Annotated in this window: 14 protein-coding genes and 1 pseudogene; 11 read left to right on the top strand and 4 right to left on the bottom strand. The window is 67.6% G+C overall.

The genetic code is table 11. The features are described from left to right. Positions 1-25 precede the first annotated feature (25 nt). A pseudogene (locus tag AC5Y4H_RS15135) lies at positions 26-279 on the bottom strand (IS256 family transposase); the annotation flags it as partial. A 108-nt stretch (positions 280-387) separates the two neighbouring features. Between AC5Y4H_RS15135 and AC5Y4H_RS15130 the strand changes: the two are divergent. From AC5Y4H_RS15130 to AC5Y4H_RS15115, 4 genes are all read left to right on the top strand, one after another. Beyond that, complete coding sequence (locus tag AC5Y4H_RS15130) at positions 388-1,020, top strand: ComF family protein (protein WP_499982987.1); 633 nt, start codon at positions 388-390, stop codon at positions 1,018-1,020. Between the two features lie 331 nt (positions 1,021-1,351). Further along, the gene (hpf, locus tag AC5Y4H_RS15125) at positions 1,352-2,020 is read left to right on the top strand and encodes a ribosome hibernation-promoting factor, HPF/YfiA family (RefSeq protein WP_499983049.1); all 669 of its coding nucleotides are present in this window, start codon (positions 1,352-1,354) and stop codon (positions 2,018-2,020) included. A 79-nt stretch (positions 2,021-2,099) separates the two neighbouring features. Then, positions 2,100-4,928 (top strand): preprotein translocase subunit SecA, encoded by a 2,829-nt coding sequence (gene secA / locus AC5Y4H_RS15120; RefSeq protein WP_499982985.1) that lies wholly within the window; start codon positions 2,100-2,102, stop codon positions 4,926-4,928. A gap of 189 nt (positions 4,929-5,117) precedes the next feature. Continuing rightward, positions 5,118-6,668: an HD domain-containing phosphohydrolase gene (locus AC5Y4H_RS15115; RefSeq protein ID WP_499982983.1), complete on the top strand. Its 1,551-nt coding sequence runs from the start codon at positions 5,118-5,120 to the stop codon at positions 6,666-6,668. Between the two features lie 33 nt (positions 6,669-6,701). Here the strand turns inward: AC5Y4H_RS15115 and AC5Y4H_RS15110 are convergent, their stop codons facing one another. Continuing rightward, complete coding sequence (locus AC5Y4H_RS15110; protein WP_499982981.1) at positions 6,702-8,429, bottom strand: ABC transporter ATP-binding protein/permease; 1,728 nt, start codon at positions 8,427-8,429, stop codon at positions 6,702-6,704. Positions 8,430-8,615: 186 nt separating this feature from the next. Here AC5Y4H_RS15110 and mddA point away from each other — a divergent pair, with 186 nt between their 5' ends. Next, positions 8,616-9,380 (top strand): methanethiol S-methyltransferase, encoded by a 765-nt coding sequence (gene mddA, locus AC5Y4H_RS15105; RefSeq protein ID WP_499982980.1) that lies wholly within the window; start codon positions 8,616-8,618, stop codon positions 9,378-9,380. Here mddA and AC5Y4H_RS15100 read toward each other — a convergent pair. Continuing rightward, on the bottom strand, positions 9,377-9,841 hold the full coding sequence (locus AC5Y4H_RS15100) for an SRPBCC family protein (RefSeq protein WP_499982978.1): 465 nt from the start codon (positions 9,839-9,841) through the stop codon (positions 9,377-9,379). The genes mddA and AC5Y4H_RS15100 overlap by 4 nt on opposite strands. 41 nt (positions 9,842-9,882) lie before the next feature. Between AC5Y4H_RS15100 and AC5Y4H_RS15095 the strand changes: the two genes are divergently transcribed. Both AC5Y4H_RS15095 and AC5Y4H_RS15090 read left to right on the top strand, forming a co-directional pair. Continuing rightward, positions 9,883-10,365: a cation:proton antiporter regulatory subunit gene (locus AC5Y4H_RS15095; RefSeq protein WP_499982976.1), complete on the top strand. Its 483-nt coding sequence runs from the start codon at positions 9,883-9,885 to the stop codon at positions 10,363-10,365. A gap of 4 nt (positions 10,366-10,369) precedes the next feature. Continuing rightward, positions 10,370-11,527 carry a cation:proton antiporter gene (locus AC5Y4H_RS15090; protein WP_499982974.1) on the top strand — a complete coding sequence of 386 codons (1,158 nt, stop codon included), beginning with the start codon at positions 10,370-10,372 and terminating at the stop codon, positions 11,525-11,527. 14 nt (positions 11,528-11,541) lie between these two features. On the opposite strand, the gene AC5Y4H_RS15085 is transcribed toward AC5Y4H_RS15090, so the two are convergent. Continuing rightward, a complete protein-coding gene (locus tag AC5Y4H_RS15085) occupies positions 11,542-12,102 on the bottom strand; it encodes an Rv3235 family protein (protein ID WP_499982973.1) in 561 nt (186 codons plus the stop codon). Positions 12,103-12,316: 214 nt separating this feature from the next. On the opposite strand from AC5Y4H_RS15085, the gene AC5Y4H_RS15080 reads away from it, so the two are divergent. The 4 genes from AC5Y4H_RS15080 to AC5Y4H_RS15065 all read left to right on the top strand — a co-directional run bounded on the left by AC5Y4H_RS15080 (position 12,317) and on the right by AC5Y4H_RS15065 (position 16,433). Then, positions 12,317-13,738 (top strand): WS/DGAT/MGAT family O-acyltransferase, encoded by a 1,422-nt coding sequence (locus AC5Y4H_RS15080; RefSeq protein ID WP_499982972.1) that lies wholly within the window; start codon positions 12,317-12,319, stop codon positions 13,736-13,738. A gap of 41 nt (positions 13,739-13,779) precedes the next feature. Further along, positions 13,780-14,631: a polyphosphate kinase 2 gene (gene ppk2, locus AC5Y4H_RS15075; RefSeq protein ID WP_499982971.1), complete on the top strand. Its 852-nt coding sequence runs from the start codon at positions 13,780-13,782 to the stop codon at positions 14,629-14,631. 6 nt (positions 14,632-14,637) lie between these two features. Beyond that, the gene (locus AC5Y4H_RS15070) at positions 14,638-15,153 is read left to right on the top strand and encodes a DUF6912 family protein (protein ID WP_499982968.1); all 516 of its coding nucleotides are present in this window, start codon (positions 14,638-14,640) and stop codon (positions 15,151-15,153) included. A gap of 125 nt (positions 15,154-15,278) precedes the next feature. Continuing rightward, the gene (locus AC5Y4H_RS15065) at positions 15,279-16,433 is read left to right on the top strand and encodes a ferredoxin reductase (protein WP_499983048.1); all 1,155 of its coding nucleotides are present in this window, start codon (positions 15,279-15,281) and stop codon (positions 16,431-16,433) included. The last annotated feature ends 37 nt before the right edge of the window (positions 16,434-16,470 follow it).

The raw sequence follows: 16,470 nt of genomic DNA, 5'->3' as shown, positions 1-16,470 counted from the left end.
TCAATACCTGTGGATCGGTGTTGTTTCAGCCGACCTCCGTCTCGGTTGGCTCGATAGGTTCGGTGAGCGTGATGCCGATGAGGCGTTCGAGCAGTTTTGCATTCGTGGAACGCCGCGCCGGCACGGACGAGGCGACTAAGTGCGGGGTGCTGATGGCCCGCCAGCGTGCCTGTGAGTGCTCAACGACCTTGTAGGCCATGGCAATACCGGCCGCGCGTGAATGCGGGCCGTTGTCACTTTGATCGGCAAACGCACGGTCGCGAATATCGACCAATCGGGTTTGCGGCGCGTCGCCGTGCGGACGATGGAGGGCCCGCAGCGCTGATCGAGGCGGTGCCGGGGTAGCGCGAGCGGGCGGCTGTCACACCCGGGCGGCACACTGACGCCATGCTCGATCTGTTCCTGCCGGCCGAATGCGGCGGCTGCGGGGCGCCGTCGACCCGTTGGTGCGACGCGTGCGCCCTCGAGCTGTCGGTGACCGCCGATCAGCCGCATGTGGTGAACCCGCGCATCGACCCGGAGGTCCCGGTGTTCGCGCTGGGCCGCTACGCCAATGCACGGCGGCGCGCGATCCTGGCGCTCAAGGAGCAGGGCCGCGCCGACCTCGTCGAACCGTTGGCCCGCGCACTGGCCATCGGGGTGCACCGGCTGGTGTCGTGGGGGATCGTGCCGACCCCGCTGACCGTCGTGCCCGCACCCACCCGGCGTTCGGCCGCGCGCCGGCGCGGCGGTGACCCCGTCGCCCGGCTGGCGCGCGCCGCGGTGGCGCGGCATCCGGACGTCACGGTCGCGCCGGCGTTGCGGCTCAAGGCGCTGACGCGCGACTCGGTGGGCCTGGGGACCACGGCGCGCGAGCGCAACATCGCCGGCCGGGTGGTGCTGCGCGGCTCGCCGCCGCGCGGCGAAGTCATCCTCGTCGACGACATCGTCACCACCGGGGCGACGGCCCGCGAATCGGTGCGGATCCTGCAGGCCGCTGGGGTTCGGGTCGCCGCGGTGCTGGCGATCGCCGCGGTCTGAATCGGCCGCGGCCGCCAACTTATGGGCCGGCCAAGAGGTTGTGAAGAACATGCAACAGCTCGACGAAATTAGTGGCATCGGCGGGCGAACACGAGCTAACGTCGAGAACAACGAAGAACGACTCATCGGTCTGACTCACTGGTCGCGAACGTGCAGGTGAGACCCATCCGCGGGAAGGGGTGAGTAATCGACACCTTGCTCCGGCGGGCAGCCTGCGGCGGTAGCCAGTCTCGAACCGCTCCCACCTCGTCGGCGCGTTAATCAGCCGGGCACGCAGGGCGCGTGTGACGTGAAGAAGAGAAACGAGTTGTCACGTATGTCAAGGCTATCCGTGGATTCCGGTCAGATTCTGGACCAACCGCCCGTCACCGACGGGCAAGCCCCACCGACAACCACCGCCGACGTTGTGTTCAAGGGCCGCAACGTGGAAATCCCCGATCATTACCGTCTGTACGTCTCGCAAAAACTCGCTCGCCTCGAGCGGTTCGATCGCTCCATCTATCTCTTCGATGTCGAGCTCAAGCACGCGCCCAACCGGCGTCAGCGTAAATCCTGTCAGCGCGTGGAGATCACCGCCCGTGGCCGCGGCCCGGTGACGCGGGCGGAAGCCTGCGCCAATAGTTTCTACGCCGCGTTCGAGTCCGCGGTCGACAAGCTGGAGAACCGGCTGCGCCGCGTCAAGGACCGTCGCAAGGTGCACTACGGCGACAAGACCCCCGTGTCATTGGCCGCCGCCACCGCGGTGCCGCCACCTGCCCCGCCGCGCAGCGCGGCGCAGTCCCCGCCGGACGGGCACGACGGCGTGGAGCGCGACCATGAGCCCGGACGGATCGTGCGGACCAAGGAGCACCCGGCCACGCCGATGACGGTCGACGACGCGCTCTACGAGATGGAGCTCGTCGGACACGACTTCTTCCTGTTCCACGACAAGCAGACCGAACGGCCCTGCGTGGTCTACCGACGGCACGCCTACGACTACGGGCTGATCAGGCTCTCCTGAGGTTCGGCGGCCATCGGGGGGTCGTCGCCTACCATGGGAGTCGCTCAATACAAGACTCCTACCAACAGGGGACATAGCTGTGCTGTCGAAGTTGCTGCGCCTTGGCGAAGGTCGCATGCTCAAGCGTCTCAAGCGGGTGTCTGACTACGTCAACACCTTGTCCGACGAGATCGAGAAGCTCACCGACGCCGAGTTGCGGGCCAAGACCGACGAGTTCAAGAAGCGGCACGCCGACGGCGAAAGCCTAGACGACCTGCTGCCGGAGGCCTTCGCGGTGGCCCGCGAAGCCGCCTGGCGGGTGCTTGACCAGCGGCCCTTCGACGTGCAGGTGATGGGCGCCGCCGCACTGCACTTCGGCAACGTCGCCGAGATGAAGACCGGCGAGGGCAAGACGCTGACCTCGGTGCTGCCGGCCTACCTGAACGGCATCGGCGGCAAGGGTGTGCACGTCGTCACCGTGAACGACTACCTGGCCAAACGCGACAGCGAGTGGATGGGCCGCGTGCACCGCTTCCTCGGCCTGGACGTCGGCGTGATCCTGGCGCAGATGACACCAGACGAGCGCCGGGTCGCCTATAACGCCGACATCACCTACGGCACCAACAACGAGTTCGGCTTCGACTACCTGCGCGACAACATGGCGCATTCTCTCGACGACCTGGTGCAGCGCGGGCACAACTTCGCCATCGTCGACGAGGTCGACTCCATTCTGATCGACGAGGCGCGCACCCCGCTGATCATCTCCGGCCCCGCCGACGGCGCCTCGAACTGGTACAGCGAGTTCGCCCGGTTGGCGCCGCTGATGGAGAAGGACACCCACTACGAGGTGGATCTGCGCAAGCGCACCGTCGGGGTGCACGAGCTGGGCGTGGAGTTCGTCGAGGACCAGCTCGGCATCGACAACCTGTACGAGGCGGCCAATTCGCCGCTGGTCAGCTACCTCAACAACGCGCTGAAGGCCAAGGAGCTGTTCAATCGCGACAAGGACTACATCGTGCGTGACGGCGAGGTCCTGATCGTCGACGAGTTCACCGGCCGCGTGCTTTATGGCCGCCGCTACAACGAGGGCATGCACCAGGCCATCGAGGCCAAAGAGCACGTCGAGATCAAGGCCGAGAACCAGACGCTGGCCACCATCACGCTGCAGAACTACTTCCGGCTCTACGACAAGCTCGCCGGCATGACCGGAACCGCCCAGACCGAGGCGGCCGAGCTGCACGAAATCTACAAGCTGGGCGTGGTCCCCATCCCGACCAACAAGCCGATGATCCGCGCCGACCAGTCCGACCTGATCTACAAGACCGAGGAAGCCAAATACATCGCCGTGGTCGATGACGTCGTCGAGCGCTACGAAAAGGGCCAGCCGGTGCTGATCGGTACCACCAGCGTCGAGCGCTCGGAGTACCTGTCGAGGCAGTTCCAGAAGCGCCGCGTGCCGCACAACGTGCTCAACGCGAAGTTTCACGAGCAGGAGGCGACCATCGTCGCCGTCGCAGGCCGCCGCGGCGGCATCACCGTGGCCACCAACATGGCCGGCCGCGGTACCGACATCGTGCTGGGCGGCAACCCCGACTTCCTCGCCGACCAGCGGCTGCGTGAGCGCGGCCTCGACCCGGTGGAGACGCCCGACGAGTACGAGGCGGCCTGGCATGAGGAGCTGCCCAAGGTCAAGGAGGAGGCGGCCAAAGAGGCTGAAGAGGTGATCGAGGCCGGTGGCCTGTATGTGCTCGGCACCGAGCGCCACGAGTCGCGCCGCATCGACAACCAGCTGCGCGGCCGCTCCGGCCGGCAGGGCGACCCGGGTGAGTCGCGGTTCTACCTGTCGCTGGGTGACGAACTGATGCGCCGGTTCAACGGCGCGGCGCTCGAGGCGATGCTCAACCGGCTGAACCTGCCCGACGACGTGCCGATCGAGGCCAAGATGGTCACCCGCGCGATCAAGAGCGCCCAGACCCAGGTGGAGCAGCAGAACTTCGAGGTCCGCAAGAATGTCCTGAAGTACGACGAGGTGATGAACCAGCAGCGCAAGGTGATCTATGCCGAGCGTCGCCGCATCCTGGAGGGTGAGAACCTCAAGGAGCAGGCGCTGGACATGGTCCGCGACGTGGTCACCGCTTACGTGAACGGCGCGACCGCCGAGGGCTACGCCGAGGATTGGGACCTGGAGGCCCTGTGGACGGCGCTGAAGACGCTGTACCCGGTGGGCATCGATCACGCGCCGCTGACCCAGCACGACGCCGACTCCGACCGAGACGACCTCACCCGGGAGGAATTGCTCGAGGAGCTGCTGAAAGACGCCGAAAACGCTTACGCCACAAGGGAAGCCGAACTCGAGGGGATCGCCGGCGAGGGCGCGATGCGCCAGCTGGAACGCAACGTGCTGCTCAACGTCATCGACCGCAAGTGGCGCGAGCACCTCTACGAGATGGACTACCTCAAGGAGGGCATCGGGCTGCGCGCGATGGCGCAGCGCGATCCGTTGGTGGAGTACCAGCGCGAGGGTTACGACATGTTCATGGCGATGCTCGACGGTATGAAGGAGGAGTCGGTCGGCTTCCTGTTCAATGTCACCGTCGAGGCGGTACCCAGCCCGCAGGTCGCGCCGGTCGAAGCGCCGGAGGGGTTGGAGGAATTCGCCACCGCGGCCGCCGCGCAGCAGGGTGGCGCGGCGACGGCCGTGCGTGAGGAGGCGCCAACCCAGTTGCGCGCCAAGGGGATCGAGACCGAGGCGCCGGCCATGACCTATTCCGGTCCGTCCGAGGACGGCTCGGCGGCGCTGCAGCGCAACGGTGGCGATGGTAAGGCCCCGGCCGGGGTGCCCGGCGGCGCCAGCCGGCGTGAGCGCCGCGCCGCGGCGAGGCAACAGGGCCGCGGCACCAAGTCGCCCAAGTCGGTCAAGCGGCGCTGAGCCCGGCGATCGGACCGTAGGCGCCCCTGCGCCGACTGTGAAGCTAGCGTCTCGCCCGGGCGCGACTAGCTTCACGCTCGCCGACAGCGTGCGGCTGGCAACCCCCATGCCCTAGGCTTATCAGGCATCGGCTTTCGTGTGGCTATACAGGCGCCGCGCCGATGAGGGGCCGAGAAAGGGACGAGTTCCATGCCCTTCGACGGAGCCGTGTCGCGGACCGATGTCCTGGCGGCGCTATCTCTGGCGATCGACCTCGGGCTCGGGCAGCCGATGGATCACATGCTGCGGTCGGCGGCGATGGGGTCGAGATTGGCGACGCGGCTGGGCCTCGACGAGCGCGAGTGCGGGACCGTCTTCTACACGGCCCTGGTGATGTGGATCGGCTGTCACGCCGACTCGCACGAGTATGCGCAGTGGTTCGGCGACGACATCGCGGTGCGACATGACAGCCACTACATCGACTGGTCGGGCGCGCCGTACCGCCGATTTCTCATGACCAATCTGGGCCGTGGGACGACGTTGCCGAAACGAGCCCAGTTGGCGGCCAAGGTTTTCTGGGACGCGCGCGGAAATCTCGGCGCGTTGGTGCACTCCCACTGCCTGTCGGCCGCGCTGCTGGCCGAGGAGATCGGGCTGGGCGCCGATGTGTGTAAAGCCCTGCCCTACGCGTACGAACGATGGGACGGTAGCGGTCTCCCCGCCGGCGCCGCCGGAAGCCAGATACCCGTGGCGATGCGGGTGGCGCAGATCTGCGACATCGCCGACGTGCACCATCGCGCTTACGGCGCGGGCGCCGCAATCTCGGAGATTCGCCGTCGCAGCGGCAAACAGTTCGACCCGGATATCGTCGCGGTGTTCGCCGCGGCCGCCGGCGACCTGCTACGCGAGAACGAAGACGTGTGGTCGACGGCCGCCGGTCTGGCGCCGGATCCGGGCGAGGCGATGAGCGGACCGGCGCTGGACCGACTTCTGTGCGCGATGGGTGACTTCGTGGATCTGAAATGCCCTTTTTCTCTTGGTCATTCGCGTGCCGTCGCGCAACTGGCGGAGAGCGCCGGGCAATGCGCGGGGCTGCCGCAAGACGAGATCGACATCCTGCGCCGCGCGGGCTACGTTCACGATCTCGGTCGGATTGGCGTGTCGAACCAGGTGTGGGAAAAGCCGGGCGCCTTGACCGATGCCGAACGCGAGCGCGTGCATTTGCACCCCTATCTGACCGGCAGGATCCTGGCCCGGGTCGGTGGGCTCAAGGCCGTCCGGGAGGTCGCGGTGAACCATCACGAGCGGCTGGACGGGTCGGGCTACCCGAACGGTCTGCGCGGTGATGACCTGTCGGTTCGTGACCGTGTGCTCGCGGCCGCCGAAAGCTATTGCTCCGCAACGGAACCGCGGCCTTATCGCGATGCCCACGACGGGGACGCCGCGGCCAGGAAATTGCGAGACGGGGCGGTGCGCGGCCGCCTGGACGGTGACGCGGTCGAAGCCGTCCTGGAAGCCGCGGGTCACCGGCCGTCGCGCAGAGCCGCCAGGCCGGCGGGATTGACGCGGCGCGAGGCCGAAGTGTTGCTCCATGTCGCACAGGGGCTTTCCAACAAGGAGATCGCCTCGGCACTCTGGATTTCCGAGAAGACGGTACGCAATCACGTCGAACACATCTACGCCAAGATCGAGGTCTCGAACCGGATCGGAGCCAGCTTGTACGCGACCCGGCACGGCTTGAGCGGCGGCGTCGCCAACTGACGACCGTCCACGAAAGCCCGCCCGGCGCGGCGGTCATCGCATGGATGCGCCGGGCCGGGATCGCCGGTCCAGCACCCACGCGGTGGCCAGCGTGAGGGCGACGGCGAACGAGCCGAGCGCGATGAGGCTTACGACGTTGCCTCCCTGAAAGGTCTGCCGGTAGGCGGACATGGCGGGCAGCGTGGTGGTGTAGCGGTCGAGTCGCAGGTCGCGGCCCAACGCGTCGAAGGCGTGGCGGTTGGACAGGACCAGGCTCATCAGGCGTCCGGGCGTGGCCATCTGGTCGACGGGCACGATGGCGCCCCCGAACAGGACCTGAGGGAAGCACAGCATCGGCAGGGCAAGGGCCGCCTGCGCGGCGTTGGAGACGGCGGCCGAGGCGAACAGCCCCAGCGCCAGTGCCGAGATCGCTTCGATCACAACGGTCGCGAACAGCACGGCGTACACGTGCCACCCGAGCGCGGGGAGTCGGCCGAGCGCCCGCAGCACCACCAGCAACACCGCGCTCACCGCCGCGAGAATTGGCAGCAGCGCCGCCACCTTTGATGCCACGTACGCGCCCACGCTGAGCCCGGCCAGGCGTTCGCGCCGGAAGACGGCAAACTCGCCGACGATCTGTAGCAAGCCGTAGGTGAGCCCAAAGAAGAAGCCGTCGAAGGCGATCCAGAACACGATCTGGGCCGGACCGACGCCGGCGGCGTCACCCGGATCGAACGCACCCCGCTTGAACAACGTCGCCATCATCGCCGTCACCAGCACCGGCGAGCCGAGCAGGATCGCCAGGGTCAGCCGATTGCGAAACAGAACATCGACGTTGCGGCGGGTGAGGAGCCACCATTGCCGGACCGTGCCCGTGCGATTGACGCCGGGCGGCGTGGCCGAGACGGACTCGCGAGTGAATCCGGGCCGGGCCGTTGGCTTCTCGCGGCCGTCGGCGAACCGATCCGCCCAGACCCGCGGAGTGCGTTCCCCCGCGAGGCGGTCGTAGACCTCGGTGAGGTCTTGCACGCCGAAGTAGCGGCGGGCCGCGCCCGGGGTGCCGGCGAAGGCCAGGTGGCCGTCGCGCGCCAGAAATATCACGCGGTCGCACTGCTCGATGGCGGCCGGCTCGTGGGTGGTCAGCACAACGGTGACGCCCCGCCGGCTGAGCCGGCGCAGCAGGCGGATCACCTCAGCGGCGGTGGAGGGATCGAGCCCGGAAGTGGGTTCGTCGAGGAAGAAGAGGCGTGGCCGGGTCAGCAACTCCACGGCGATGCTGGCCCGCTTGCGCTGGCCGCCGGACAGCGCACGCACCGGCACGTCGGCCCGGTCGGACAGGTCGAGGCTTTGCAGGGTTTCGTCGACGACCCGCTCAGCTTCGGCCGCGGATGTGCCGCCGGGGAGCCGTAGCATCGCCGCGTAGCGCAGGGTGCGGCGCAGGGGCATCTCGAGGTGGATGATGTCGTCCTGGGGCACGTAGCCGACCGTCGCGCCGGCGCGGGCGCGGTTGCGCGGGACGACGCCGTCGTGCCGTACCTCGCCCGCGGACGGCGGTTGCAGCCCGGCGAGGACCTCCAGCAGCGTGGTTTTGCCGGCTCCGCTACCGCCGGCGACGGCGACCAGTTCGCCGGGCTCGACGGAGAGCGACATGTCGTGCAGGAGTTGTCGGCCACCAACGCGCCGGCCGATATCGATTGCGTCGATCCGTGCGCCGTCCGGCACGTGCGCCGGGTGAGCAACGAGCAGCTCGATGGCAGGGCTGTTGCCTGTGGACTCGCTCATGATGTGTCTCCGTGCTTCTCGAGGTAGGCCTGTCACCCGTGATCATCGGTCCGCCCCGTGCGCCGCCACATGAGGCGTTTGCCTCAAATGATCGACCGGTGAGCGGCCACGCCAGCGGCCGCGCCCGCAGAAAATTGGGGCAAATGACCTATATGCGTGCGCGCCGATCAGGCGCACAATCAGCAAATGAAGCGTTATCTGACGGTCGGCTACGGCGCGGCCGCTTATCTGCTCTTTCTTGCCGTATTTCTGTATCTTGTCGCGTTCCTGGGCAACTTCTGGGTGCCGAGGACGGTCGACCATGGGATATCCGCGCCGATCGGCCAGGCGGTGCTGGTCAACATGGTGCTGCTCGGTCTGTTCGGGCTCCAGCACACCGTCATGGCACGGCCGGGGTTCAAGTCGCGGTGGACGCGGTTGGTGCCGCCTTCGATAGAGCGCAGCACCTACGTGATGGTGTCCAACGTCGTGCTGGTGCTGCTGTATTGGCAGTGGCGAACGATGTCGGCCGTCATCTGGGAGGTTGAAGTACCGCTCGGACGCCTGGCGTTGTGGACGCTGTTCTGGCTCGGCTGGGCGATCGCCCTGGCGTCGACGTTCATGATCAACCATTTCGACTTGTTCGGGCTCCGGCAGGTCTACTTCGCTTGGCGCGCAAAGCCTTACACCGACCTTGATTTCCGGGTTCGGTTCTTCTACCGACTGGTGCGTCACCCGCTCATGTTCGGTTTCATCATCGCCTTCTGGGCGGCGCCCACCATGACGGCCGGGCATCTGCTCTTCTCGATCGCGATGACGGGCTACATCCTGATCGCCACGCAGTTCGAAGAGCGAGACCTGGTTGCCGCGCTGGGCGACGACTATCGCAACTACCGGCGCGAGGTACCGGCGCTGCTGCCGCTAGGACGCCGCCAGCGCCGAGGCCCCGGCCAACCGGCGGAACTGCACTAGGTTTCCAGCAGCGCGGCGATCCGCTCCAGCGTCGCGGCCATGCCCTGCTCGGTTTGGCGGGGCATGGAACCGCTGGTGATCATCCACTTCTGCTTGTCGCGCGACACGTCCCAGGTTTCGCGCACCAGCGTGCCGGCGTCGGTGGCCGCGAGTTCGTATCGCCAGATGCGGCCGCCGACCAGACCGCCCATCCCGAAGGTCTGCCACGCGATGCGGCGATCCGGTTCGTACTCGATAACCGTGTTGGTGGTGCGGTAGGGGATGAACAGCGTTTCCTTGCGACCCCGCATCGCCATCGAGAATTTCGAACCCATCGTCAGCGGGATCGAAGTTTCCGACGCGTGGTTCACCGATCCCGAGCCGTCGAAGCCGGCGTGCTTGCCCGCGTCGGCCAGCAGCGCGAAGATCGCGCCGGGCGGCGCCTTGATGACACGCTCGACGCTGACGGTGTTTCCATCCATCCGCTTACAGTAGCGCCGGGCGACCTGTCAGGATTGACGTTATGGATGTCAAGGAGGTGTTGCTCCCCGGGGTCGGTCTTCGCTACGAATTCACCGATCGCAACGGCGACCGCATCGGCATCATCGCTCGGCGCAGCGGCGATTTCGATGTCGTCGTGTATGCGCGCGAAGATCCGGACGAGGCCCGGCCGCTGCTCCACCTCAACGATCAGGAGGCCGAAGCCGTGGCCCAGATCCTGGGGGCGCCGCGGATCGCCGAGCGGTTCACCGAGCTGGCCCGCGAAATCCCCGGACTCGAGACGGGCCAGGTGCACATTTTGGCCGGCAGCCCCTTCGTGGATCACCCGTTGGGAGACACGCGGGCTCGCACCCGTACCGGCGCGTCCATCGTGGCGATCGTGCGCAACGAGGAAGTGCTGGCCTCGCCTGGGCCGGCCGAGATGCTGCACGCCCAAGACGTTCTGATCGTCATCGGCACCGAGAACGGCATCGCGGGCGTCGAGAGAATTATCGACAAAGGCTGAGCCGGTGCAGATTTCGGGGACGCTGCTGCTGCAACTCGGCGCCCTCCTGGCCACTCTGGCCGTATTGGGCGCCGCCGCACGGCGATTCGCGTTGTCGCCCATACCGGTGTACCTGCTGGCGGGCCTGGCCTTGGGCAACGGCGGCATTCTCCCCTTGGCGGCCGGCGGGCAGTTCATCACCACCAGCGCACCCATCGGCGTGGTGTTGCTGCTGCTCACCCTGGGCTGCGAGTTCTCGGCGGCCGAATTCTCCTCCAGCATGCGCCACCACCTGCCGTCCGCGGGCGTCGACATCGTGCTCAACGCCGCACCCGGCGCGATCGCCGGCTGGCTGATGGGATTGGACGGCGTGGCCATTCTGTGCCTGGCCGGCGTCACCTACATCTCCTCGTCGGGCGTCATCGCGCGACTGCTGGGGGACCTGCACCGGCTCGGCAACCGGGAGACCCCGGCGGTGCTGTCGGTGCTGGTGCTCGAAGATTTCGCGATGGCCGCCTACCTGCCGCTGTTCGCGGTACTGGCCTCGGGCGGCGGGTGGCTGCACGCCGTCGGCGGCATGGTCGTGGCCGTGGGCGCGCTGATGGCGGCGTTCGCCGCGTCCTACCGATGGGGCCACCACGTGGACCGGCTGGTGGAACACCCCGACTCCGAACAGCTCATGCTGCGGGTGCTGGGCATCACCCTGATCGTGGCGGCCATGGCCGAGTCGCTGCACGCCTCGGCCGCCGTCGGCGCCTTCCTCGTCGGCCTCACCCTGACCGGCGAGACGGCCGAGCGGGCGCGCCAGGTGCTGGGCCCGCTGCGCGACCTGTTCGCCGCCATCTTCTTCCTGGCGATCGGCTACTCGGTGGACCCGCACGAACTGGTTCCGATGCTGCCGGCGGCACTGATCCTGGCGGCGGTGACCGCGGCGACCAAGGTGGCCACCGGGATGTTCGCCGCCCGGCACGACGGGGTGGCTCGGCGCGGGCAACTGAGGGCGGGCACCGCGCTGATCGCCCGCGGTGAGTTCTCGCTGATCATCATCGGTTTGGCGGGCAAGTCGCTGCCCGCCGTCGCGGCGCTGGCGACGTCCTACGTTTTCATCATGGCGATCGTGGGGCCGATCCTCACCCGTTACGCCGGCGGCCCGCGGGCGGCCGGCACCGCAGCGACGACCTGACCGAGTGGCCGCCGTCATCCGATGTGCAGGGCCACCACCATCCATCGGGTGCCGCCCGCAGCGGTGACCCGCTCGACCCGGCCGGCGATAGCGTGCATCCGGTTACCGCGGCTGTAGGAACCGAAGACCTCGACCGCCGAATCCGGCTCAGGGTGACCGGACGGCTGCACCCGCATGCGGCGCAATACGGCGGCGTCGCGATTACGGCTTGCGGCCGAACGACCAACCGCGGCAACCGAATCCACCAGGCTTGGCGCCAGCAGCGGATTCAATTGGACGGGAGGACGGCGGCGGTCGATGACCTCCAGCACGCGGCGCAGCGCGGCGTCGGCGAAGACGGCCGCCTGGCGCAGCCGCGGGGACACGACCGCGCTCGGATCCGGTGCCGACCCCCCGCCGGGTTGCCCGGTGCAGGGCCGCGCGGGTGCGTGGCTGCTGCGGCGGCGCAACGGCGGTCGGGCGGATTGCCCGCAATGGGGGACGGTGCGCGGAACGTCCTGCGTCGGCGGCTCGTAGTCGGCGACTGGTATGACGGTGAAAGCGTCAGATGGATTCGCAACGGGACTACTGTTCAACGCGCACTCTCCAACTCTGCGGCCGGACCTTCAAGCCTGCTGGAGAGGGGCAGACAGCGGTTAGTCAGTGGTCATCATGGCACAACTCGGCCGCGCGCGTACCCACGCTGACTTGGTGCACTGCCACACGATTACCGTGGTCGGGACATCGGGCCCCACGGGTCCAGGGGCCCCGAGCGCACGGGCGACGAACTGACCAGGAGGACGGCGCCGCATGGTGACTCGCTTGTCCCCGCCGGACGCGTCGTTCTATCGGCTGGAGAACACCGCGACCCCCATGTACGTCGGATCGCTGTCGATCCTGCGTCGCCCCCGTGCCGGCTTGAGCTACGAGAACTTACTGGCCACCGTGGAGCAGCGGCTGCCACAGATACCGCGCTACCGGCAGAAGGTGCGGGAAGTGCGGGTCGGCACGGCGCGACCGGTGTGGGTGGACGACAACGACTTCGACATCACCTATCACGTGCGGCGCTCGGCGTTGCCCTCGCCGGGCAGCGACGAGCAGCTGCACGAGCTGATCGCGCGGCTGGCCGCCCGGCCGCTGGACAAGTCGCGCCCGCTCTGGGAGATGTACCTGGTCGAAGGCCTGTCCCAGAACCGGTTGGCCCTCTACACCAAGTCGCATCAAGCATTGATCAACGGCATGTCGGCGCTGGAGATCAATCACGTCATCGGGGATCGGACGAAGCGGCCGCCACCTTTCCCCGAGGACATCTGGATACCGGAGCGCGACCCCGGCAACACCCGGCTGGTGTTGGGCGCGATCAGTGAATGGGTCACGGGACCGGGCGCCCAGCTGCAGGCCGTCGGGTCGATGATCGGCGGTCTGGTGACCAACCACGGCGAGCTGCTCGAGGCCGGCCGCCGGGCCGTCGACCTGGTGCGCACCGTGGCCCGGGGGACCGCACCCAGCAGCCCGCTCAACGCCACCGTGTCGCGGCACCGGCGGTTCACGGTCGCGCGGGGCAGGCTCGAGGATTACCGCACCGTGCGTGCGCGCTACGACTGCGACGTCAACGACGTTGTCCTCGCGGTGATCGCCGGCGCGCTGGGGAACTGGCTGATGTCACGGGGAGTGGCGGTGTCGTCGACCGCGACGGTGCGGGCGATGGCGCCGCTGCCGGTCTACGACGACGGCGACCTCGACGCGAGCGGTCCCGGTCAGGCGATCAGCCAGGTGATGCCGTTTCTCGTCGACCTGCCGGTGGGAGAGCCCAACGCCGTGGTGCGGCTGTCGCAGATCGCGCACGCAACCGAGTCGAACCCGACGGCCGCCCAGCTGGTGGACGCCAGGACCATCGTCACCCTGTCGGGTTTCGCCCCACCGACCCTGCACGCCATGGGCATCCGGGTGGCGACCAGTTTTCCGAGCTTCTCCAAGCGCACGTTCAACCTGTTGATCACCAACGCCCCCGGCGCGCAGTCGCAGATGTACATCGCGGGCACCAAGTTGCTGGAGACCTATGCGGTGCCGCCGCTGCTGCACAATCAGGCGCTGGCCATCGGCGTGACCTCGTACAACGGCGAGCTGTACTACGGGATCAACGCCGACCGCGAAGCCATGAGCGATGTCGACCTGCTGCCCGGGCTGCTGAACCAGGCGCTCGAAGAACTACTCGAGGCGTCCCGGTCCTAGTCGGCGATGAAAACCCCTGCGTGGGGCTATCATTCGTTGCTGTGAGCACCGCGAAAAGTAACGGCGCGCCGAACAAGAAAAAGTCGGCCCGGCCGGCCGTGCCCAAGATTTCGGACCACGTCTACGAAGCCGAATTGTTCCGGCTGCAAACCGAATTGGTGAAACTGCAGGAGTGGTTGCGGCACGCCGAACAACGCCTGGTTGTCATCTTCGAGGGCCGCGACGGGGCGGGCAAGGGCGGTACCATCAAGCGGATCACCGAATATCTGAACCCCCGCATCACCCGCATCGCGGCTTTGCCCGCGCCGACCGACCGGGAGCGCGGACAGTGGTATTACCAGCGTTACATCGCCCACCTCCCTACCAAAGGGGAGATCGTGCTGTTCGATCGGTCCTGGTACAACCGGGCCGGCGTCGAGCAGGTGATGGGATATTGCACACCCCAAGAGCATGCGCTGTTCCTGCGGCAGACGCCGATCTTCGAGCAGATGCTGATCGACGACGGGATATTGTTGCGCAAATACTGGTTCTCGGTTTCCGAGGCCGAACAACTGCGCCGGTTTAAGGCCCGGCGCAACGACCCTGTGCGGCAATGGAAACTGTCCCCGATGGACATGGAATCGCTATACCGGTGGGATGATTATTCGCGTGCCAAGGACGAGATGATGGTGCACACCGACACCCCGGTGAGCCCCTGGTACATCGTGGAATCGGACATCAAGAAACACGCGCGAATAAACATGATGGCCCATTTGCTGTCCACCGTCCCTTACCACGACGTCGAGACGCCGAAGGTCAAGCTGCCGGAGCGGCCCGTCGTCAGCGGTAACTACCAGCGCCCGCCCCGCGAATTGTCGACGTACGTCGACGACTACGCGGCCACGCTCATCTAGCCGCTTATGACGGTCGTATACATCCCCGCCACGCTGCCCATGTTGGCGCAGCTCGTCGCCGACGGCTCGCTGCGGCCGGTCAACGGCACCGCGTTCGCGCTGACGCCGAGGTTGCGCGAGGCCTACGCCGAGGGCGACGACGACGAGCTCGCCGACGTGGCGCTGCGCGAGGCGGCGCTGGCGTCGCTGCGCCTGCTGGCCGCCCGGGAAACGGAAGCCGAAGGGGCGGAGTCACTGCGGCCGCGGCGCGCGGTGTTGGCCGCCGACGTCGAGGAGGTCACGTACCGTCCCGACCTCGACGACGCCGTGGTCCGGCTGTCCGGTCCGGTGCCGATCGAGGACGTGATCGCCGCCTACGTCGACAACGCCGGGGCCGAACCGGCGGTGGCGAAGGCCATCGAGGCCGTCGACGCCGCGGACCTGGGTGACGAGGACGCGGACCTGATCGTCGGCGACGCGCAGGACCACGATCTGGCCTGGTACGCCAACCAGGAGTTGCCGTTTCTGCTGGAGCTGATGTGAGGTGATCCACGCTGCGGCGCTAGCTACGACACCGTAGGTTACGGTACCGTAGGTTTCGTGGAGCGCACAGAATCGATCACAATGTGAGCGCAAGTCAGACGACACATCGTGAGCAGGAGCTTCCCCTGGGCAGACGTAACCCATCGATCACGGGCAACGTCGTCGATACCAAGCGACCCGTTGTCGCCGGCGCGGACCGGCATCCCGGCTGGCACGCACTGCGCAAGCTGGCAGCCCGCATCACTACGCCGCTGCTGCCCGACGATTATCTGCATCTGGCCAACCCGCTGTGGTCGGCGCGCGAATTGCGGGGACGGATCTTGCAGGTGCGCCGCGAGACGGAAGATTCCGCGACCCTGGTGATCAAGCCGGGCTGGGGTTTCAATTTCGACTACCAGCCGGGCCAGTACATCGGCATCGGGCTGCTGATAGACGGGCGATGGCGCTGGCGGTCGTATTCACTCACCTCGGCTCCGGCCGGCGGGACCGCGCGCTCCGGTTCCGGCCGCACCGTGACCATCACCGTGAAGGCGATGCCGGAGGGATTTTTGTCGTCGCACCTGGTGGCCGGCGTCGAGCCGGGCACCATCGTCCGGCTTGCCGCGCCGCAGGGTAACTTCGTGCTGCCCGACCCGGCGCCCGAGTCGATCCTGTTCCTCACCGCCGGATCCGGGATCACGCCGGTGATGTCGATGCTGCGGACCCTGGTGCGCCGCAACCAAATTGGTGACATCGCTCACGTGCACTCGGCGCCCACCCAATCCGATGTCATGTTCCGGGCCGAGTTGGCCGCGCTGGCCGCCGAGCATCCCGGTTATCGGATGCGGCTACGCGAGACACGCACGCAGGGCCGTCTCGACCTGTCGGTGCTGGATCGGGAGGTGCCGGACTGGCGCGACCGGCAGACCTGGGCCTGCGGGCCGGAAGGCATGCTCGCCGAGGCCGAGCGCGTATGGTCGGCCGCGGGCATCGGCGAGCGCTTGCACCTCGAGCGGTTCGCGGTGTCCAAGGCCGCACCCACCGGCGCCGGGGGAACGGTTACCTTCGCCCAAAGCGGACGCACCGCGGCTGCCGACGCCGCGACGTCGCTGATGGACGCGGGCGAGGGCGTGGGGGTGCAGATGCCCTTCGGGTGCCGCATGGGGATTTGCCAGTCGTGCGTGGTGAGCCTGGTCGAGGGGCACGTGCGTGATCTGCGGACCGGCCAGGAGCACGACCCGGGGACTCGGGTGCAGACCTGCGTGTCCGCGGCTTCGGGCGATTGCGTGCTCGACATTTAAAGGCTACTCACAGGTAACCTACGGCTTCGTAGGTTAC

It is taken from the genome of Mycobacterium sp. NGS58 (assembly GCF_059812385.1).
Note: the sequence above shows the minus strand (reverse complement) of the source record. Positions and strands in the feature narration are given on the sequence as shown.